Source organism: Paenibacillus taichungensis (genome assembly GCF_003287275.1).
Classification (GTDB): domain Bacteria; phylum Bacillota; class Bacilli; order Paenibacillales; family Paenibacillaceae; genus Paenibacillus; species Paenibacillus taichungensis_A.
On record NZ_QEVW01000003.1, the window covers coordinates 1 to 20,396 of the forward strand.

Annotated in this window: 25 protein-coding genes and 1 other annotated feature; of the genes, 22 read left to right on the forward strand and 3 right to left on the reverse strand. The window is 44.9% G+C overall.

The window, feature by feature from the left end:
- Window positions 1-841: BclA C-terminal domain-containing protein (locus DC345_RS03460; protein ID WP_113051928.1), on the forward strand; the 841-nt coding region annotated here is incomplete at its 5' end.
- A gap of 111 nt (window positions 842-952) precedes the next feature.
- Here DC345_RS03460 and serA read toward each other — a convergent pair.
- On the reverse strand, window positions 953-2,548 hold the full coding sequence (gene serA / locus DC345_RS03465; RefSeq protein WP_099858410.1) for a phosphoglycerate dehydrogenase: 1,596 nt from the start codon (window positions 2,546-2,548) through the stop codon (window positions 953-955).
- Between the two features lie 200 nt (window positions 2,549-2,748).
- Window positions 2,749-2,979 (reverse strand) — a binding site (T-box leader).
- Between the two features lie 347 nt (window positions 2,980-3,326).
- Between serA and DC345_RS03470 the strand changes: the two genes are divergently transcribed.
- Genes DC345_RS03470 through DC345_RS03475 form a run of 3 tightly spaced genes read left to right on the forward strand, consistent with a single transcriptional unit; the run spans window position 3,327 to window position 5,181 of the window.
- Window positions 3,327-3,920, forward strand: coding sequence for a CPBP family intramembrane glutamic endopeptidase (locus DC345_RS03470; protein ID WP_113051929.1), 594 nt, complete (start codon window positions 3,327-3,329; stop codon window positions 3,918-3,920).
- Complete coding sequence (locus DC345_RS31445) at window positions 3,917-4,369, forward strand: hypothetical protein (protein ID WP_146752101.1); 453 nt, start codon at window positions 3,917-3,919, stop codon at window positions 4,367-4,369. Before DC345_RS03470 ends, DC345_RS31445 begins: the two co-directional genes overlap by 4 nt.
- Window positions 4,357-5,181 carry a metallophosphoesterase gene (locus DC345_RS03475; protein ID WP_181586472.1) on the forward strand — a complete coding sequence of 275 codons (825 nt, stop codon included), beginning with the start codon at window positions 4,357-4,359 and terminating at the stop codon, window positions 5,179-5,181. Before DC345_RS31445 ends, DC345_RS03475 begins: the two co-directional genes overlap by 13 nt.
- 106 nt (window positions 5,182-5,287) lie before the next feature.
- On the opposite strand, the gene DC345_RS03480 is transcribed toward DC345_RS03475, so the two are convergent.
- Window positions 5,288-6,223 carry a polysaccharide deacetylase family protein gene (locus tag DC345_RS03480; protein ID WP_113051931.1) on the reverse strand — a complete coding sequence of 312 codons (936 nt, stop codon included), beginning with the start codon at window positions 6,221-6,223 and terminating at the stop codon, window positions 5,288-5,290.
- A 94-nt stretch (window positions 6,224-6,317) separates the two neighbouring features.
- On the opposite strand from DC345_RS03480, the gene DC345_RS03485 reads away from it, so the two are divergent.
- From DC345_RS03485 to DC345_RS03565, 18 genes are all read left to right on the forward strand, one after another.
- Window positions 6,318-6,674 carry a hypothetical protein gene (locus DC345_RS03485; RefSeq protein ID WP_113051932.1) on the forward strand — a complete coding sequence of 119 codons (357 nt, stop codon included), beginning with the start codon at window positions 6,318-6,320 and terminating at the stop codon, window positions 6,672-6,674.
- A 187-nt stretch (window positions 6,675-6,861) separates the two neighbouring features.
- On the forward strand, window positions 6,862-7,476 hold the full coding sequence (locus DC345_RS03490; RefSeq protein ID WP_091000230.1) for a genetic competence negative regulator: 615 nt from the start codon (window positions 6,862-6,864) through the stop codon (window positions 7,474-7,476).
- A 43-nt stretch (window positions 7,477-7,519) separates the two neighbouring features.
- Window positions 7,520-8,215 (forward strand): glutamic-type intramembrane protease PrsW, encoded by a 696-nt coding sequence (prsW, locus tag DC345_RS03495; protein ID WP_076288920.1) that lies wholly within the window; start codon window positions 7,520-7,522, stop codon window positions 8,213-8,215.
- 119 nt (window positions 8,216-8,334) lie between these two features.
- The gene (locus DC345_RS31615; protein WP_167666101.1) at window positions 8,335-8,505 is read left to right on the forward strand and encodes a hypothetical protein; all 171 of its coding nucleotides are present in this window, start codon (window positions 8,335-8,337) and stop codon (window positions 8,503-8,505) included.
- Window positions 8,506-8,627: 122 nt separating this feature from the next.
- Complete coding sequence (gene ypeB, locus DC345_RS03500; protein WP_113051933.1) at window positions 8,628-9,974, forward strand: germination protein YpeB; 1,347 nt, start codon at window positions 8,628-8,630, stop codon at window positions 9,972-9,974.
- A gap of 154 nt (window positions 9,975-10,128) precedes the next feature.
- The gene (locus tag DC345_RS03505; protein ID WP_113051934.1) at window positions 10,129-10,782 is read left to right on the forward strand and encodes a flagellar brake protein; all 654 of its coding nucleotides are present in this window, start codon (window positions 10,129-10,131) and stop codon (window positions 10,780-10,782) included.
- Between the two features lie 71 nt (window positions 10,783-10,853).
- Window positions 10,854-11,069: a hypothetical protein gene (locus DC345_RS03510; RefSeq protein WP_113051935.1), complete on the forward strand. Its 216-nt coding sequence runs from the start codon at window positions 10,854-10,856 to the stop codon at window positions 11,067-11,069.
- Between the two features lie 112 nt (window positions 11,070-11,181).
- Window positions 11,182-11,886: a (d)CMP kinase gene (gene cmk / locus DC345_RS03515; protein WP_113051936.1), complete on the forward strand. Its 705-nt coding sequence runs from the start codon at window positions 11,182-11,184 to the stop codon at window positions 11,884-11,886.
- Window positions 11,883-12,470 carry a lysophospholipid acyltransferase family protein gene (locus DC345_RS03520; RefSeq protein WP_090900627.1) on the forward strand — a complete coding sequence of 196 codons (588 nt, stop codon included), beginning with the start codon at window positions 11,883-11,885 and terminating at the stop codon, window positions 12,468-12,470. The genes cmk and DC345_RS03520 overlap by 4 nt, the downstream gene beginning before the upstream one ends.
- A gap of 144 nt (window positions 12,471-12,614) precedes the next feature.
- Entirely contained in the window at window positions 12,615-13,829 is a 1,215-nt protein-coding gene (gene rpsA, locus DC345_RS03525) for a 30S ribosomal protein S1 (RefSeq protein ID WP_076288924.1), read from the forward strand.
- Window positions 13,830-14,013: 184 nt separating this feature from the next.
- Window positions 14,014-15,336, forward strand: a complete 1,323-nt coding sequence (gene der, locus DC345_RS03530) for a ribosome biogenesis GTPase Der (RefSeq protein WP_113051937.1) — start codon at window positions 14,014-14,016, stop codon at window positions 15,334-15,336.
- An 11-nt stretch (window positions 15,337-15,347) separates the two neighbouring features.
- Window positions 15,348-15,971 (forward strand): glycerol-3-phosphate 1-O-acyltransferase PlsY, encoded by a 624-nt coding sequence (gene plsY, locus DC345_RS03535; RefSeq protein WP_076288925.1) that lies wholly within the window; start codon window positions 15,348-15,350, stop codon window positions 15,969-15,971.
- A complete protein-coding gene (locus tag DC345_RS03540) occupies window positions 15,964-17,004 on the forward strand; it encodes an NAD(P)H-dependent glycerol-3-phosphate dehydrogenase (RefSeq protein ID WP_113051938.1) in 1,041 nt (346 codons plus the stop codon). The genes plsY and DC345_RS03540 overlap by 8 nt, the downstream gene beginning before the upstream one ends.
- Before the next feature lie 99 nt (window positions 17,005-17,103).
- Entirely contained in the window at window positions 17,104-17,379 is a 276-nt protein-coding gene (locus tag DC345_RS03545; RefSeq protein ID WP_024630680.1) for a stage VI sporulation protein F, read from the forward strand.
- Between the two features lie 170 nt (window positions 17,380-17,549).
- Window positions 17,550-17,729, forward strand: a complete 180-nt coding sequence (locus DC345_RS03550; protein WP_053780676.1) for a DUF2768 family protein — start codon at window positions 17,550-17,552, stop codon at window positions 17,727-17,729.
- Between the two features lie 83 nt (window positions 17,730-17,812).
- Complete coding sequence (locus tag DC345_RS03555; RefSeq protein WP_113051939.1) at window positions 17,813-18,430, forward strand: hypothetical protein; 618 nt, start codon at window positions 17,813-17,815, stop codon at window positions 18,428-18,430.
- A 16-nt stretch (window positions 18,431-18,446) separates the two neighbouring features.
- A complete protein-coding gene (locus DC345_RS03560; RefSeq protein ID WP_113051940.1) occupies window positions 18,447-18,800 on the forward strand; it encodes a 2Fe-2S iron-sulfur cluster-binding protein in 354 nt (117 codons plus the stop codon).
- Between the two features lie 36 nt (window positions 18,801-18,836).
- Window positions 18,837-19,610 carry a hypothetical protein gene (locus DC345_RS03565; RefSeq protein ID WP_113051941.1) on the forward strand — a complete coding sequence of 258 codons (774 nt, stop codon included), beginning with the start codon at window positions 18,837-18,839 and terminating at the stop codon, window positions 19,608-19,610.
- A gap of 150 nt (window positions 19,611-19,760) precedes the next feature.
- On the opposite strand, the gene DC345_RS03570 is transcribed toward DC345_RS03565, so the two are convergent.
- Window positions 19,761-20,150: a tautomerase family protein gene (locus DC345_RS03570; RefSeq protein ID WP_113051942.1), complete on the reverse strand. Its 390-nt coding sequence runs from the start codon at window positions 20,148-20,150 to the stop codon at window positions 19,761-19,763.
- Between the last annotated feature and the right edge of the window lie 246 nt (window positions 20,151-20,396).

Genomic DNA, 20,396 nt, shown 5'->3' on the forward strand with positions numbered 1-20,396 from the left:
GGGATCGACAGGAGCCACCGGGGTTACAGGAACAACGGGAGCTACAGGAGTCGGTGTTACGGGATCGACAGGAGCCACCGGGGTAACGGGATTAACGGGTGCAACGGGCGTTGCGATTGGAATCACTGGAGCCACGGGTGTGACTGGAATTACAGGGACTACGGGAGTTAGTGGAACAACTGGGGTTACAGGAGCTACAGGGGCCAGTGTAACTGGAGGAACAGGCGCGACAGGAGCAAGCGGAGGAACTGGTGCTACAGGGGCAACAGGAGCAACAGGAGCTAGTGTAACTGGAAGTACAGGATCGACTGGATTTAGTGGAGCCACAGGAGCAACAGGAGTAACAGGAGCAACAGGTGCTACCGGAGTGAGCGTCACAGGAGCAACAGGCGCGACAGGAGCCACCGGGGGAACTGGTGCAACAGGAGCCACAGGAACCTCTGTAACATCTAACTCGGCATATAGTGAGAACACAAGTGGTACCATTCTTGTACTTTTGGGTGGAACACTGATTCCATTGCCGAATAACCAAAATATCGGCACTGGCATAACCATCAATGGAGCGAATGATACTTTCACTCTTGCCAATGCAGGGCGTTACTATATCTCTTATAAAATAAATCTAACAGCCGCACTTGCTATTCAATCCCGTATTTTACTAAACGGAACAGCAATTCCGGCGAGTGTAGTTTCGCCATTACTTTCCCTCAGTCAGTTGCAGTCTGACTTTATTGTGACGGTAACTGCTGGATCAACAATCCAGTTCCAATTATTTGGGCTAGCTGCTACAGCTGTTCTCTCCCCTCCAGGAGCGACAATAAACATTATTCAATTAGCCTAATGCATGAATTACACTCTTAAAAAGGAATTTTGAGTTTATAAAAAGAGACGAACCTGATAAAGGTTCGCCTCTTTTTGTCTTATAAGTAATAAGTGAATAGTCCGACAATAATTAATTCAGAACTATTTCAACGGCTGTATTTATTTCCTGAAGAGCTGCAAGTTGCACAAGTACATCTTTTGGAACTTCCTTATCTACAGTTAGAATCATGATCGCTGCCCCACCAATGATTTTACGTCCGACCTGCATGGAGGCGATGTTAACTTCATTCTCTCCAAGCAAAGTTCCAACACGTCCGATAATCCCCGGTTTATCATTATGCGAAATCAGAACTTGGTGACTTTCCGGAGCAATATCCACTGGGAATTTGTCCAGACGCACGATACGCTCTCCATAACCTGCAAGCAGAGTGCCCGCAACACGACGCTCCTCGGCATCCTGATTCGTTACAAGTGTGACGGTAATCAGATTTGTAAATCCTTTCGTCGCCGAAGTTTGGCTAACCACTACGTTGAGATCCCGCACTTTAGCCAAATGCATGGAGTTGACAATATTGGCTTCTCCGCCTAAATGCCTTGCGAGAATACCTTTTACAATGTAACGAGTTAAAGGAGAAGTATCCACTTCCGACAGATCTCCAGCGTAGTCGATCCGGATTTCCTGAACTGCATTTTGAGTGATCTGAGCTGCAAAGCTGCCCAATGTTTCACCCAGTTTAAAGTACGGCTGCAGTTTGTTCATTACAGTTGGAGCTACAGCAGGCATGTTAACAGCGTTTTTGAACGGTTCATTGCGCAGAATATGCAGGACTTGCTCGGATACATCGATTGCTACATTTTCTTGCGCTTCTACTGTCGATGCACCAAGATGAGGCGTCACAATAATGCTAGGGTGATTCAGGAACGGGTGATCAGCAGCTGGGGGTTCGCTCTCGAATACGTCGAATGCTGCACCAGCAACGATACCTTCATCAATCGCTTCTACAAGTGCCATTTCGTCAACGACTCCACCACGGGCACAGTTGATAATACGCATACCTTTTTTCATTACTTCGAATTGTGGGCGGGAAATCATATGGCGTGTCTCAGGTGTTAATGGTGTGTGAACAGTCATGAAATCGGCATTGCGAATGATGTCATCCACACTAGCCAGCTTAACTTGAAGTTTCTCCGCGCGATCTTGAGTGAGGAACGGATCGTAAGCCAGAATATCCATTCCGAATGCTTTTGCACGCTTAGCTACTTCGCTACCGATTCGTCCCATACCGAGCACACCCAGCGTTTTATTTCTTAACTCCACACCCAGGAAGGTTTTACGATCCCAAGTACCTTGAATGGTTTTGGCATATGCCTGAGGAATATGTCGTGCCAGTGCCATCATCATGGCAAATGTATGCTCACATGTCGTAATCGTATTACCGTCAGGGGCGTTAATAACAATGATACCGCGTTGGGTAGCAGCTTCCAAATCAATGTTATCTACACCTACGCCAGCACGTCCGATGACTTTAAGGTTTGTACCTGCCGTCATAATTCGATCTGTTACACGAGTCTGACTTCGAACTAGAAGGGCGTCATAATCGCCGATAATTGCAACAAGCTCATCTTCGCTAAGACCTGTTTTCTTCTCAACTACAACATCATTTGCATCCACCAGTTGCTGGATTCCCAGATCACTAATGGGGTCCGACACTAACACTTTGTACATGGTTTCTTCCTCCTTAGGTATGTGTATCTATATCGTCAAGGTTTCACCTCACGAAAGAGGCATTCCTTAAAACCAGTGAAACTCTTCCTTCCAACAACGCGGTGTCGCAGTAGAGGAGGAGGGTGTAGCAAATAGGGCGATTCCCACGTCTGTACTCTAAAATAAATCAAAAAACTCTCAATCCACATACTGCTTGCGCAATAAGGGACGAGAGTTGTCGTGGTACCACCCTAATTCACCGCCGTTTCGCAACGACAGTCTTAGCGGTCAATAAAGACCGAAGAGGATAACGGGTCTAAACCGATTGCACCTACTCCAGTTTCAATGCAATAACTCAGGAGCGCTCAAGATCATCTGCCTGCCACCGATTTACACCATCCATCGGCTCTCTGTAAGACAAAGCAACGTCTTTTTTCCATCATCGTGTTTAACGTGACTAATTTTTTCATAATGTATCATGGCTGACATGAGCATGTCAATAGGCTTAAATGTTTTAATTCGATTTGCTAATGTGATTTTCTTAAGTGGAGGAGAAAGCGTACAGATGATAAAAATTGACTTCCTTGGTCGATTAAAATAGCTCGATTACAAGCTGTTTTATGAATCGGATTTTAACACATTAATGAAACGAATTCATTGGATAAGGCTCTACTGAAAAACCGGGACTTGGGGCAGGCCTTGAACCTATTTGGTTTTTTGGCTATCATTTAGTATACTATCCGATTGGACAACGAATTTGTTATCCGTCAAATATAAGTCAAGAGGACAGACACAGGCGATGAAAAAATTAAAGTTTCCCAAGTTCAAGATTCAGAAGGCTGAACCACAGCAACTTACCGAGCGTTTGCTTCTGATCAATCTATACTTTACACAAGGGTTAACTTTGATCATTGGGGTTGTATGGATTTTATTGCAGAAGAGAAATCTTTTTGATGTGCTTGCGTGGCCAGACAGTTACCAGTTTATATGGTGGGGGCTTGGTCTTGCTGGCATTATGCTTGTTATGGACTTGGTTCTTTCTTATGTTATTCCTCAAGAAAGCATGGACGATGGGGGAATTAACGAGATGCTGTTTCGAAATCGTCCAATCTGGCACATTGTATGCATAGCAGCCATCGTTGCTGTTTGTGAAGAATTGTTATTTCGTGGAGCCATACAGCATGTGTTAGGTCCTTACTGGACAAGTATTTTATTTGCAGTTATCCATATACGCTATTTGCGGCACTGGATTCCGACTGGCTGGGTATTTGTTTCGAGTTATGGATTGGGTTGGATTTATATGCAATCCGGCACATTATGGGCGCCTATATTATGTCATTTTATCATTGATTTGGTGTCTGGATTAGCGATACGTTTTCGGAGGGGATCATGAATCAGCAATTAAGTAGAATGAAGACTTATGGCAGTCAGCGCCATCGTCACTCGGATAAAACAGAGACATCTGAGCGTCCTGAAGCTTCTCCAGTAAATCTGGTTGTTGAACCAGCTGCTGCCTCAGAGGTGGGAGGACTCACACCAATTACCTCGGTCTCCATACCAAGATCACAACGTAAGTCTTATACATCATCGCTGGAAAGTCCGGTACTTCCCCGGCGGGCGCCAGCACGTGCCAACAAAGCACAAAAACCATCAGAAGAAGTCGTTTCCGAAGCAGGTACACTTCCTACAAGGACTGAACTTCATCCTTCTCGTCGTTTACGTCTCAGTAAACGATTTGTTAACTCGCTCATATTTATATTTGTATTGCTCACAATCAGTCTGGTATGGTGGGGGATAAAAGGAGCGCCTTCATTGGATACTTTCCTTCCATGGCCATGGTAGTGCTGGCGTGGATCGTTGCCGTTATTTTGGCTGGGATTGGGTTACTGGTTCATATGTGGCGTGAGGCGCATCTTCATCATATTGTTCCTGATGAGGTTGAAGTGCCCAATTTGCCCTCTTCTTTTGATGGCAGCAAAATCCTGTATTTATCTGATATTCATAAACGTATGTTGAAAAAGAATGATTTGGAACATCTTCGCAATCAGGTGGACTGGGTTATCATTGGGGGAGATGTGGCAGAAAAAGGGATTTCATGGTCTATCGTCAGACATAATATGAACTTGTTAGCTTATATTGCCCCTACCTTCACAGTGTATGGGAACCATGACAAAAGAGCAGGAACTGTGCATCTCGAACGTATATTTCGAGATACGGGCGTTCAACTCTTACAGGATTCTACCACTTACCTTCGTAAAGGGAATAGCAAGTTATGCCTGGTGGGCATTGATTATCGTTCACGGCAAGGCGATTCGCTGCTTGCAGAATTGGAAAGCAAAGATTGCAAGATTGCTATTGTCCATGATCCCTTAGAAGCTCTTCACTTGAATGCACCTGTTGATCTGATATTGAGTGGTCACACACACGGCGGACAATTAGTAATTCCTGGCTTAGGCCCTGTCTTTCTTAACAAAACGTACCGCTCCGTGTCTAGCGGATGGTTTTCTTTGAAAAAGGATAATAATGATACCGAGCAACAAGGAAAAATATTGGTTAGCAAAGGATACGGAACAAATCATTTGCCGCTCAGACTTTGTTGTCCCGCAGAGATGCATATCATTACTTTGCGAATGCACTCAAACAAACAGCCTTGATCCGCATAGGATCAAGGCTGTTTGTTATAACTTTTTTAGCTCCTTCGTGTCAGTTCCAACTCATCAATTTTGATTTTAACCTGAATGCTGGGCAAATAGTCGAAGTTTAGCGGGCCTTCAGTTCAATGGAGCGAGGGTCGACAAATGTATAGCCTTTCTGTTCAAGTTTGGTTAACAACTCATCCAACGCTTCAACTGTCCATGGCAACTCATGCATCAAAATATTACTGCCGGGATTTAATTGATCCAGCACATTCCGGATGACCTTCTCCGGTTTGTTTTTGGTGCTCTTATCCCAATCCAGTGAACCATTGGACCATGTCATGTATAACATGCCATTTTTCTTGACTGTGGCCTTTAGTGCATCATTTCCAGAACCAAACGGAGGGCGGAAGAATTGAGGTTCAATTCCAATCGTGTCTTTCACAATCTTTTGCACATCAGTTACCTGTTTGGCGGCTGCTGTGGTGGACATTTTTTTTAGATCCTCATGATCCCACGCATGATTTCCAACAACTTGACCGCGTTCATGAATGATCTCGAGCAACTCGGGATGACTTTTTACTCGGTATCCGTTAACAAAAAATATTGCTTTCGCGCTATGTTTATCCAATGTGTCGATTAATCCATTAATCATTTTTTCTTCTTTGGGCCCATCATCAAATGTCAATAATACAACCTTGCTTTCGCTCGTCTTATCGTTGGGTTTGATGTAGTAATTGGCGTTCATGTGATACGTTTTTTCGATATTATCTTCGGCTGATTGTGACATGGGACTGTTATCAGTTCCTTCTTTTTCGGTCGAAGATGTTTCGTCATCACTTGTTGATTGTTGATTAGAATTGGAGTCCGTTGGGGACGGAGAATCAGTGGATGGCCTTTCATCTGTGCCGGTGCCAGTTGGTTCGTTCTGCTGCTCCTGTGTGGAAGTAACCGATTCGTTGCTGGACTTCGTGGATTCAGGTGTTGTTTCGTCATTGGTTCCACAAGCTGACAACAGCATGCATGCGATCATAATTAAGGCGGTGGTGTGTCTAATCATGATTTCAACTCGCTTTCCTGTATTTATGCGGAATGAGATGTCGCCCTCCCGCAAACACTAGTTGTGATTTTAACATTAAAAGGAGGTTGGTGTAATGAAGGCGTCATCCTTTTTCTGGGGTGTTGTAATTGGCGTAGCAGCCAGCTCTTGGCTGTCCAAAGGTAAAATGTCAATGCTGTCTTCCGGTTCATCCCGCAATATGATGAATCAGGCCAAACACAAAATGATGGAGATGACGTTCCCGGGCATGGACGGATTCAGCTCCAAGCCAAACGAACAGAGCGGAGATTCCCACAAAAGCACGCATAAAAAAATTGCAAAGCCGATCACTCCGCAGGAAAAAGAAGAGAACATGAACATGCTCAAAGATTTTATTCGCACCAATCCGGATGTTAAACATGAAGTTGAGCAAATTTTAACTCAAACAAACACAACAGTACCGGGTTTATAAACAGAAACCTCCCATTAGAATCATCCACAGTCCTGTTTTGATGTGGAATGATTCTTTTTTTGTCGATTTTACTTCGTGCATTTGCAGGTATAAAATGATAACATAACTACATAGATTTATTTTCAGCACATATTGTTTTGTGCTTCATAATCTGTTATAAGACTTGCTTATAAAGGGGAGATCCTGTATGAAAATAGAACGATTAAGTCACGATAAGATACGGATTTTCCTGACCTTTGACGATCTGAGCGAGCGCGGAATACAAAAAGAAGATATGTGGCAGGAAATACCTAAAGTTCATGAACTGTTCACTGAAATGATGGACCAGGCCTATTCCGAACTTGGATTTGATGCTACAGGTCCTCTTGCTGTCGAAGTATTCGCACTTCCCGCTCAAGGGATGGTTGTCATTGTCACCCGGGGGAAATATGATCCGCAACAATATGGTTCAGGTAATGAGGATGATCTGCCTGAAGAAGTATATGAGATGGAAGTTACACTTGAGCAGAGCGATTCCATCGTCTATGCATTCAAAGATTTTGAAGTGCTTATTGAGGCTGCACATATGTTGCATCAGCACGTAACGGATGCTGGAAGACTTTATTCCTATAAAGACAAATGGTTTTTGCATTTTGAACCGGATGACTTGGATTCCACCAAACATGCAGCATTGATTGCCTTGCTTGCTGAATTCGGTGAAGGTTCTTCCGTTACCCCTGCCGTCATGGAAGAGTACGGAAAGGTTGTTATGCCTGAACAAGCGGTTGAGGTTATTTGCACCCACTTCAAGCGTCAGGAGTAAGCTCTAGTTGTAATCGCGTCTTAAGTCAGAGGAGGGAATTTCGGTGCTTTTGTTTTCGGTTTTAGCGGCAGCAGTAGCTCCGGGTCTCGCCTTGTTAACATACTTTTATCTGAAAGACCGTTATGACTCTGAACCTCTTCATATGGTATTTCGAGTCTTCCTCATGGGGATTTTGATGGTATTGCCTGTGATGATTATTCAGCGCGGCATGATGATCTGGCTTGGAGATAATCCTTATGTTGAAGCCATCCTGATTTCAGGTGGGGTTGAAGAGTTCGTCAAATGGTTTGTGATATACCATATTATTTATAATCATACCGAATTTGACGAGCCTTACGATGGGATTCTATACTCCGTTGCTGTTTCACTCGGATTTGCTACAGTTGAGAATGTGTTGTATGCCTTTGCGGGGAATGCTTCCGTCTCAGCTATGTTCATTCGTGCATTGCTACCTGTATCGGGTCACGCCATGTTTGCGGTAATTATGGGTTATTACATGGGGCGGGCCAAGTTCTCGGATGGCAAGAAAAAACGTTGGTTTCTTATGCTCTCACTTGTTTTACCGTTCTTCTGGCATGCTCTATACGATGTCATTATGAATACGATGGTGAATCATTGGTTATGGTTCATTGCGCCATTGATGGCGGGACTATGGTACGGTGCGATGGGCAAGATTACAAGGGCCAACAATCGTTCTCCTTTTCGTTTTGTGAAGCGTGAGGAAGAGATTAAATTATAAAAAATACGGACACACTGGTGGACATGGAGCGCAACCTGCGCCTGATGCCCCGGTGTGTTTTTTTGTTGAAATAAATAAAAATTCCCGGGGGAAGACAAATAGAAACGGGGATAAGCGTGATGAGAATCAAAATTAAAATCAGATGCAAACAATGTGGAGAACGTTTTACGCTGCGAGGCAAGAAGGAACGAGGGAGAATTGAGACCGGTTTTAAACAGTGTTTGTGTGATAATCGGGACCAGTTTGAAATTGAGGAAGATGGCGGCACAACCTGGGTACAGTTGAATTAAACAAATGGTTTGGGAACATGCGAGATAAGCCCGTCATTGGACAGACTGGAAATCGCATGCATAAGAGGTCTTTCTTCGATCCACAATAGAGGTAGTGGCTTAGAAGAAAGGAGACTCTACCGATGTATAAACGTTTAAGTTCAGTTATGTTTCCGATATTTGCAGTTCTGTTAATCGGTGCTCTCGTATGGGGTTACCAAGAGAACCAGGAGAAAAATGCAATTCTGATCAAAGCAGAGAATCAATATCAGCGTGCCTTTCACGATTTATCTTTTCATATGGACAAATTGCATTCGGAGATTGGGAATACACTCGCAGTTCATGCTACGTCCCAAGGGATGCATCGAAAAGGTCTTATGAACGTATGGAGACTCACCAGTGAAGCGCAGAATGAGATTAACCAATTGCCGCTGACGATGCTGCCATTCAGTGAAACGGAGGAATTTCTCTCCCGCATTTCCAATTTTGCTTACCAAGCGTCCATGCGTGATCTGACGAATGAACCTTTAAGTGAAAAGGAAATGGGCAATCTGAAAAAGCTGTATGCGAATTCATCCGAGATAACCAAAAATTTGCAGGATGTACAGCAGAAAGTCATTTCTGACCGATTACGCTGGATGGATGCAGAATCAGCCATGGCAACGGAAGAGCAAACGATGGATAATACCATCGTGGATGGATTCCGTACAGTGAACAAAAAGGTACAGGAGTATCCTGAACTTGATTGGGGTCCTTCAGTCTCCAGCATTTATGCCAAACGTTCGGTGAAAAAGCTGGATGGCTTACCGATGACCAAAGAGCAGATCCAAACTAAAGCTGCAAAGTTTTCCAATGCTGAACAGGGCAAGATTCAAATACAGGAAAATGGTAAAGGTACAGATTGGGAATCGTACACAGCCACGATTGATCAATCCAAAGACAGTAAATTGAGTATGGACTTTACGCGTAATGGCGGTCTGCTCATCTCTTACAGTGACACTCGTCCAATCGGAACAAAAAAAGTTACACGTAAGGAAGCAATGGCCAAAGCAGACCATTTCCTTTCCAATAAGGGTTATAAAGATATGAAGGCAGTCAATTATGACGAGTTTGGCAATCTCGGTAACCTGACCTATGTCCGTAAACAAGGTGATACATTGATTTACCCGGAAAAGATGTCTGTTCGGGTAGGTCTTGATAATGGGGATGTTACCGGCTTCCAGGCAAGTGATTTTGTATATGAGCATCAGAAGAAGCGGGAGGTTCCGAAAGCTGCACTTACGATTGAACAGGCCCGCAAAAAGCTGAATCCGGAATTCAAGGAGAGCTACGCTCGCAAATCACTCATTAAGAATGATTACAGCAAAGAAGTTCTGTGTTACGAATTCGGCGGACGAATCAATGGTACAAAATATAAAATTTACATCAACGCTGATACAGGTATGGAAGAAGCCGTTGAGGAAATCAAACCGGTGAATGAGACCACATAACATCAAGAAACCGGTATGCTGTTAATTGCAAATAAATTACTGAACAGACCACCTAGTGGTCTGTTTTTTGTTGTCCACTATGAGAAAGGTCATGGTATAATAGTCCTTGTACATACGTTTACGAAGATAAAAAGCTAAGGTGGCGGTGAACAGCTTGTTTCCCAAAATAAATGAAGTTTTATACATCCAGATTGCCTCTGCAGATGAAAAAGAGGAAAGCAAAGAATATAAATCACGCATAGCAGATGTCGATGAGAACAGTTTTCTGATTGAAGTTCCGATGCAGCAGGGAAGTAGCCGGTTGAAACGGTTGTTTTTTGGTGAGGAATTGTCCATTTCGTATATCACGGAAGACGGGGTTCGTCATTATTTCAATACATATGTGACCGGATTTGAAGAAGATGTAGTTCGGCTAGTACGAATTCGTAAGCCATTGCCGGACGACATTACCAAAATCCAGCGTCGCAGTTTTCTGCGTGTTCATGCAAATCTTGAAATGGCCATCCAGAGCGAGGACCTGACCCGAGCCGTGGGCTTGACTGAAGATATTGGCGGCGGGGGATTATCCATTTATGGTGAACCTGATTTTGCTATTGTTGAAGGACAGAAGCTGAAATGCTGGTTGCTTATTCCTTATCGGAATGCAGCGATTGAGCATGCTAATTTTGAAGCGGAAGTGGTACGGATCAAATCACTGGAAACAGGCAGACAGCTGTGTATGTTAAAGTTTGTGCAGATTACGGATTCAGAACGGCAGAAGATCATCAAGTTTTGTTTTGAACGGCAATTGGATTATCGAACGAAATAAAGAATTAGAGATTTTCCGGGATAAAAGGAGACAGCGCTGGGCACTGTAATGGAAAAACGGAGGTTCAAGTTGTGAACAACCGCCATGCATCCCGCAGATACGAGCGCCTATATTATGTTTTATCCAAGCGAATGGAAAGAAGGGCTCTGATGCTAATTACGGCTCTTCTTGTTCTGCTTGTGATCTATCAGTTATTACTTCTTGTGCCTGATATGAAAAAGAATATGACCTCCATTGATCGTATGGAAGGAACACCAATTCAGATGCAATCGGTACACGAACAATAGCGTCACTGATTTGTCTGTTTTTGCATCCATGTGTATAGTGTGGTATAATTTTGACGATGCAGGCAATGCCTGTTTTTTTATTGAGGCTTATCGTTTGAGGAGGAATGCCCCGTTGGCAAGCCAGAACACATCAGAGAACGGGAAGATGAACGTTGCAATTGACGGACCTGCCGGTGCCGGGAAAAGCACGGTGGCCCGATTGGTTGCAGAGGCGCTCGCGTACATATACGTTGATACTGGCGCGATGTACCGTGCGGTAACCCTGCATATGCTTCGAAAAGGTATTTCACCGGAAGATGTGCCAGAGGTGCTTCAGGAAACCCAAAAGCTGGTCATTGATTTACAACCGGATCCCGACGGACAGAAAGTGTTCTGTAATGGGGAGGATGTAACCTCGGAAATCCGCTCCCGTGAAGTGACGGGAATCGTGTCCCGATATGCGCAAATCGAGGGGCTGCGTACGCAAATGGTGAATACACAGCGGCAAATGGCTTTGCGCAAGGGCGTCGTCATGGATGGACGCGATATCGGAACGACAGTATTGCCCGACGCGGAAGTGAAAATCTTCATGACTGCCAGTGTGGAAGAGCGTGCACTTCGCCGCTTCAAAGAACTGGACCCCTCAGAAGGACTGACGTTGCAGCAACTTGAGCGAGACATTGCCACCCGTGACAAATTGGATGAAAGTAGGGAAATATCCCCGCTTCGTTGTGCTGAAGACGCTACTGTGCTTGACACAACCGAGATGAGCATCCATGAAGTGGTTGACAAAATCGTGTCTTATTGCACAATGGTCAGAGGAGAGATCGGTCTATGATTTACACATTTTGCAGCACATTACTGCGGATCATTTACACCATTCTTTTTCGCCTGGAGGCAGTTGGACGGGAGAACATCCCGAAAGAAGGCGGCGTACTTTTATGTTCTAATCATATCAGTAACTTTGATCCTCCAACGGTTGGTATCAAGATTCGTCGTCAGGTGCGCTTCATGGCCAAAAGCGAATTGTTTGATATCCCGGTCTTTGGCCGAATTATCAAAGCCGTAGGCGCTTTTCCCGTTAAACGTGGAGGCGTCAGCAAGGAATCCATCAAGACCTCACTCAACATTTTGCGTGACGGTGAAGTGCTTGGTATTTTCCCTTCGGGAAGTAGACACAATGATGGAGGCATCGGTAAAAAAGGGGCAGCGAGCTTCGCTCTCCGAAGTGGTGCTACAGTTATTCCTACTGCTATTATCGGTAACTACAAGGTTTTTCGTAAGATGAAAGTTGTTTATGGAGCACCGGTGAATTTGGACGAGTTCAAGGAAGATCCATCTGGCGATGCGCTGGAGAGAGCGACGGAGAAGATTATGTCCAAAATTAATGAAATGGTGCAAACAGGCGTGCCGAGCAAGTAAGTGAGGTAACGTCGGACAACTGAGTGTATGTTTCCATTTTTTTGAGGGAAGCTAAGCTATGCATTTAGTTCTGAAAGTGTTTTGAACTCTGCTACAGGCAGGTTTGAATATAATGGGGTTTTTGAATTGAGGAGGGTATTTGACATGTCGGAAGAAATGAAAAATCAAGAAGCAACCCAAGATGAGTTGGATCAATTCGTTTCCTTGAAAAAAGGAGATACCGTAAAAGGAACCATCGTCAAATTGGAAGATAACCAAGCCTATGTGAGCATTGGATATAAATATGACGGTGTAATTCCAATTCGTGAACTGTCTTCCCTGCACGTGGACAGCGCGTCTGATGCAGTTGAAGTTGGACAAGAAGTTGAAGCTAAAGTACTTAGCATCGACGACGAGAAAGAAAAACTCGTTCTGTCCAAACGTGCAATCGACAGCGAAAACGCTTGGGATCAATTGCAAAAGCATTTTGAAGACCAAGACGTATTCGAAGTTGTTGTAGCTGACGTTGTTAAAGGCGGTCTGGTAGCAGACGTGGGCGTACGCGGATTTATCCCGGCTTCCATGGTAGAGCGCCATTTCGTTGAAGATTTCAGCGATTACAAAGGACGCACATTGCGTGTTAAAGTGAAAGAGATCGACCGTGAGAACAACAAAGTGATCCTTTCCCAAAAAGACGTACTTGAGCAAGAATTCGAAGCAAACAAAGCTACTGTTATGGCTGGTTTGCAAGAAGGTCAAGTTATCGAAGGTACGGTACAACGTTTGACTCAATTCGGTGCTTTCGTTGATGTTGGCGGAGTAGACGGATTGGTTCACGTATCCGAGCTGGCTTGGACACACGTTGACAAACCATCGGACGTTCTGTCTGAAGGCGATAAAGTAAACGTAAAAGTGCTGAAAGTTGATCCTGAAAAAGGTAAGATCAGCCTGAGCATGAAAGCTGTTCAACCAGGTCCTTGGGAAACAGCTGGCGACAAATTCAACTCCAGCGATATCGTAACAGGTGTTGTAAAACGTCTGGTTGACTTCGGTGCTTTTGTTGAAATCGCTCCTGGTGTTGAGGGACTTGTGCATATCTCGCAAATCTCCCACAAACATATTGGCACTCCGCACGAAGTATTGAAAGAAGGACAAGAAGTTCAAGTTAAAATCTTGGACATGAATCCTTCTGAGCAACGTGTAAGCCTGAGCATCAAGGAAACTGAAGAAGCTCCTGCTCAAGCGCCAAAATCAGAAAGACCTGCAAGAAACAATGCTCCACGTGAAGAAATCAACAACCCGAACGTTTCCTTGAGCAATCAAGGTCTGAGCATTACGCTCGGCGAACGCTTCGGTGACAAACTCAGCAAATTCAAATAAGTTATACATGCATGGTTCTTAGTTATATACTGCATATTTTGCTGAACAATAAAAGCAAGATCGGCGAGCCCCAGCGGGTTCGCCGATTGTTTTTATTGCGAGTATAACGGCATGAAACGTTAGCCAAGACAGGCGTTTTTTGCTATGATGAGTATCGTAAGTATGGACAGGAGGAGTGGAATGTATGGCAAGACCCGTTGTGGCAATTGTCGGGCGACCGAATGTGGGCAAATCCACCATTTTTAATCGGATCATCGGCGACAGATTGGCCATTGTGGAAGACAAGCCGGGCATTACCCGTGACCGTATCTACGGAATCGGCGAATGGAACGGTAAACCATTTAGCATTATCGATACAGGTGGTATCGAAATCGACGGCGAGGACGTCATTCTAAAATCAATCCGGATGCAGGCAGAGCTCGCCATTGAAGAAGCGGATGTTATTGTATTCATGTGTGATGCAAAAGCAGGGATTACGCAATCTGATGAAGAAGTCGCAGAGATGTTGTACCGCTCAGGTAAGCCTATCGTTGTAGCCGTTAACAAAGTGGATAATATCGGGCGCAGTGAGCTCATTTATGAGTTTTATGGATTTGGATTTGGTGATCCAATCGGAGTATCGGGGAGTCATGGTACAGGTGTAGGTGATTTGCTCGATGCCATCGTAGAGAAATTGCCTGAACTTGAGGAAGAGACTTACGATGACGATGTCATCCGTGTAGCCCTGATCGGACGTCCGAACGTGGGTAAATCTTCATTGGTGAATGCCATTTTAGGCGAAGAACGTGTTATTGTCAGTGATGTTGCTGGTACGACGCGGGATGCGATCGATACACCGTTTGAAAAAGACGGTCAGCGCTATGTGCTGATTGATACAGCAGGTATGCGTAAACGTGGTAAAGTCTATGAAACCACGGAGAAATACAGCGTGATGCGTGCGATGCGTGCCATTGAGCGTGCAGATGTTGTTCTGATTGTAATTAATGGTGAAGAAGGCATTATCGAGCAGGACAAGCATATTGCAGGTTATGCATTTGAAGCAGGCAAAGCCTCCATGTTTGTTGTGAACAAATGGGACGTTGTAGAGAAGTCTGATAAAACAATGAATGAGTTTGAGAAAAAAATTCGGGATCATTTCCTGTTTATGACTTACGCTCCGGTTGTATTTTTGTCAGCCAAGACAAAACAACGCTTACAAAAATTGTTGCCTGTGGTGCAACGTGTGGCCCAGCAGCACTCTATGCGTGTTCAGACGCATCTGCTTAACGATGTAGTGTCTGATGCAGTGGCGATTAATCCGCCACCAACAGATAAAGGACGCAGAATGAGAATCAACTATGTGACTCAGGTTGCAGTTAAACCTCCGACCATGGTTATTTTTGTGAACGATCCGGAATTGATGCACTTTTCTTATGAACGTTACCTGGAGAATAAAATTCGTTCAGCGTTTGATTTTGAAGGGACGCCAATTCGCATATTTACTCGGAGGAAGTCCGACGAAGGTTAGGGGAGAAGTTTGTGATTTTACAAATCGCAGCGATTGTACTGAGCTATCTGCTCGGTTCAATCAGCTTTAGTGTCCTCCTTGCAAAAGCACTACGGGGGATCGATATCCGTCAACACGGAAGCGGAAATGCAGGGGCTACCAATACTTTGCGGATATTGGGTAAAGGACCGGCAATTCTGGTACTGCTGTTGGATGTACTCAAAGGTATTGCGGCCGTTTGGATTGGGGTCTGGTTCAGCAATGGTTCCGATTGGATTCCTGCTCTTAGTGGTATAGCTGCTATTGCAGGCCATAACTGGCCGCTGTACTTCCGTTTCCGTGGAGGTAAAGGAATTGCGACAGCGATTGGTGTGCTCGTGACTCTTGCACTTATTCCTGCGCTATGCGCCGGGGTATTTGCGATCCTGTCCATCGTATTGACACGATATGTTTCATTGGGTTCCCTTATTTTTGTAGCTTTGACACCGCTCTTCATCCTTGTGTTACCCGGATATTCGATGAGTATCTTCTGGGGAAGTCTGATTATTTGTCTGTTTGCGTTCTGGAGACATCGTACCAATATTGCGAAGCTCGCCAAAGGACAGGAAAATAAATTGGGATCGAAAAACCCTGGAGGGGGAAAACGCGTTGTCTAAAAAAGTTGCTGTTCTGGTTGCGGGCAGTTGGGGTACTGCACTTGCCAGTGTATTGGCTGCCAATCATCTGGATGTGATCATGTGGACACGTGGTGAAGACCAGGCCGCAGAGATCAATAATAAACATACAAACCAACGCTTTCTTCCCGATGCAGAGCTGTCACCCCGTATTCAGGCAACCACGGATATGGCGACGGCAGTTGAAGGGGCTTCTGCTGTGTTAATTGTTGCTCCTTCATCGGCGATGCGTTCGGTTGCTCATCAGCTTAAGGCCTATTACAAACCGGAAATGTTAATCATTCATGCAACCAAGGGATTCGAGACAGAAAGTCTGAAACGTATGTCCACGGTCATTTCGGAAGAACTCGAATGTGAAGAAGGCCGTGTCGTTGTACTTTCTGGTCCAAGCCATGCGGAAGAAGTGGTTAAGCGTTGCCCGACGACCGTTGTTGTGGCATCACTGGATAAAGCTTCTGCCGAGGCAGCTCAAGGTTTATTTATGAATGCCTATTTCCGTGTGTATACGAATCGAGATATGATCGGTGTAGAACTGGCGGGAGCGTTCAAAAATATTATCGCGCTGGGAGCAGGGATGTCAGACGGGCTTAACTTTGGTGACAATGCCAAAGCAGCCTTGTTAACACGCGGGCTGGCCGAGATCACACGCATCGGTGTGGAGATGGGAGCTAATCCGCTCACGTTCTCCGGACTCGCAGGGATCGGCGATTTGGTTGTGACTGCGACCAGTCAGCACAGCCGTAATTGGAGAGCAGGTTCCTTGCTGGGCAAAGGACAGAAGCTGGACGATGTTTTGAATTCCATGGGCATGGTTGTGGAAGGTATTCGGACCACACAGGCCGCCCACTTTATTTCTCAGAAATACGGTGTGCAAATGCCGATTGCAGATCAGCTTTATCACGTTCTTTTTCAAGAGAGACAGCCGCGGGATGCGGTTGAAGCTTTGATGGGACGTGATCCCAAGACCGAAATGGAAGTCATGACGCTTGAAACCTGGGAGCAGTGGCATTCCTGATGGTAGCGTAGGCAGCTTTCCCGAAATGAGAAGCTTCTTCACCTTTTTTGCGGTGCACTCATATGATACACATGAGTATTGCCGGAGGAGGGGAGACGAATGGCTAACAACATTTCCAAGGAAGCGCTGAAAGCGATCAACAAAAAAACAGGGAAATCGATTACGGAAGGTGCCGTCAAGAAATTGGCGAGTACAGTAAAACCGTCCACCATGCAGAATGAAGCTCAATTGCGCCAACTGATCAAGCAAGTATCCGCCATGGCAAAAGTGCCGGTATCTGAGGATACAGTTCAGGATATCGTGAGTGCCGTCAAAAAAAGCGGGTTAAACCCAAACAGTATGGAATCATTAATGAAAATGATGATGAAAAAATAATAGATCGCGCCTGCGTGCAGGCGATCAAGCAAGACAAAAAGTCGAGTCGGCATCTGCCGGCTTGCTTTTTGTCTTTTTTTTGGAAAGCTGAGCAATGTTTCGTGTTATAATAGTTGCAATTGTCACAGTGTCAGTGATGAATAACGGACTGAAGGGGAGAACTCTGGATTATGAACGCGATGGACAAGATGTGGCTTTCATTAGTCGCAATCCTTATTATGGGACTATCTGTATTCCTGATTACGTTTGCTCGATCCAAAACGAAAGGTATTGTACGGGGGATTCTTTCTTTAATTGCTTTTCTCATTATGCTGATAGGCTTTTTCGGCGGAATAGCTTCTCTGACCTGATCTTTCTCGCCTGAGAGATAACATCCGCATAAACACATCATAAGAACTGACACAACGAAAACGGATGAAGGGAAGGTGAGCCGATGAGGCCGCATGAAACGGAGGATCGGACAGAGCGCTATCCGGAATTACACGCGGCTTTGCTGGAAACGGCAAAAGCCTGGGACACAGAGCCTTATACGTGGCTGCTTGGGGGAAGCTGTGGGTTGTTGCTCCAACAGGTAGAATTACAGCAGGCTCCCAGAGATATTGACGTTTACGCTGATATCACCGCCGCGAAGGTTCTTCATAAATCTGCGCCTGGAATGGTGCTGGATGAGCCTGTCGTAGATAAAACGGGACCTTATGCCTCGCTGCTCAGTCATTATCAGGTAGGGACTTGTGCGTTGGAGCTGGTTGGTGGTTTCGAAGTGTGGTCACGTAAGAGTTGGTACCGCATTGAAATTGAGCATGTATTGGCCAAGTATGCCCCTGAATCCAAAGTGGGTTCTTATACATTGCGTCTAATGCCGTTATCTCATGAGCTGTTGTTCAATCTAATGAGAGGCCGTGCTGATCGTTATGAACCCATTGCAAGACAGATTCGGCAGATGCCCGAATCACATCAACCTCTAATGACTTTATTGGGGAAGCAAAATATATGGACAAGCCGATTCAGAGCAGAAGTGGAAGAGCTTGTTGGCTTCGAATGGCCTCAGTAGGTTGGGAGGAATAATGATGGATTACAATATTACATTTTTACCGCAAAATAAAACGATTCGGTTAAAGCCAGGGGTAACGCTGCTAAATGCTGCACGCCGTGCAGGCGTGAAAATAGCAACGCGATGTGATGGAAAGGCAGCCTGCCTGATGTGTAAGGTGAAAGTAGATCCGGAACATCTTGCAGCGCTGCATCCACCAACAGATGCAGAGAAGCGTAAGCTAGGTTCGCTGCTGGATGCAGGAACGCGGTTGTCATGTCAGGCGAAGGTGCGGGGATCGGTGACAGTTCATGTTCCGGAGGACCCGCTGAAGGCAGCGATTCGTAAACAATTGGAGCGTCAGCAGCAGGATGAGGACGACTGGTTCTAAGAATACCTGAGTGGAACGATTTCAAGGAGGATACGGATGAACGAGAATAAGACGAAGAACGTGAAACCAAGAGGGCAGAGACGTCACTTGCAGAAGATGTCCTGTCTACTCTTATTCCTATTGTTTGCTTTTACAGCAACGGGGTGTATGTATCAATCCCAGAGTAATCCCGACCCCAAAATAGCTTATAGGGAAAGCGTAAGCCGTATTCAAACTGCGGTAGAAGCATTCCAACAGGATCAGGGGATTTTGCCCATGGTTAATGCAGATATAGAAACACCGAAATACGAAAAATTCAGAGTAGATCTGTCCAAGCTGAAACAGCAGGGGTATCTGGATGAAATACCCGGCACTGCGTTTGAAAGCGGTGGGAGCGCTTACTTTCTCATTCAGGATGAAGAAGTGAAACCAACTGTCAAAGTTATGGATCTTCAAACCGTGCAGAAAGTAAATGATGTTCAGCGAATGGTCAACCAGTACAAGTCCGTACATAACAATCAACTACCAAGTGGAGAAGAATTGTATCCGGGTCTATACGCTGTAGATATGGAACAAGCCGCACAGGCTGGTGCCCCGGCGGTTACACTGAATAGTGTATATTCGGGTCAGGAACTGCCTTTCATGATGGATGACGAGGGCAATGTCTATGTGGATTATGCTTTTGACATTATGCAGGCTGTAGAGAAGTCCGATAATGCTCCAACAAAAGTGGAAGATATGCGTGAATTCTTGCTGGAGCATTCTTACTTTGTCCCTGTAAAATCGGTCGCTTATATCTGGCAGAATAATACCCCGGTTGCAACAAAGTAATAATGAGCGTTAATTTGATTCGAATGCATGCAATCCAATGATTGTCTTTAAGGTAAAGAAGAGATATTCCGCATCACGGGATATCTCTTCTTGTATGTTTGTTTATAGTTCACAGTATATCGTCCATGAGCTATATTGAGATCACTTTATTCAGACCTCGACTTTATAACTCAATTCAAGTTCATCTCCGGGTAATCCCCGAATACCCCAATGACTGCGCGGTGTTTCAAATATGGTTATCTCCACATCATTAGGCGACAAGTTCAACTGTTCATTCATTCGTATGAATAATTGCTGAATGAGTTCTTTTTTAACTTGATCTGTTCGGCCTTCGAACATGCTGATTTCAATAATAGTATAATTGGCTGAACGATCAGAGGGAAAAAGAAAATCATCCGTCTCCATGGGAAAGTAACGATGAAACTTTTTGTTCTCCGGTAACCCCACAACATCTACCATAACGGAGTGTATGACTTGCGAAAGCTCCGCTTTCAACGGGTTCAAGTGCTCGCCTAGTCCATATACTTTGATTTGTGCCACGCTCATCTCACCTTTCTCAGCTCATTATCTATGCTCTTCTCTGCTAATAATACCTTACCCTCACAGTATACCTTCTGTACGGCTTGAGCGGTACCGCGAAAACCAAATCAACGAACCGGCATAAAAGCCTCAGCACGCTCATAAAGTAGATTGTAATAAAGACGCGCAGTCCGAGAGCGGGGCGATTCTCTTAAGGCAGCTACCTTGAGAAAAAAACAAAAATACGCGTCATAATGCTGCATACGG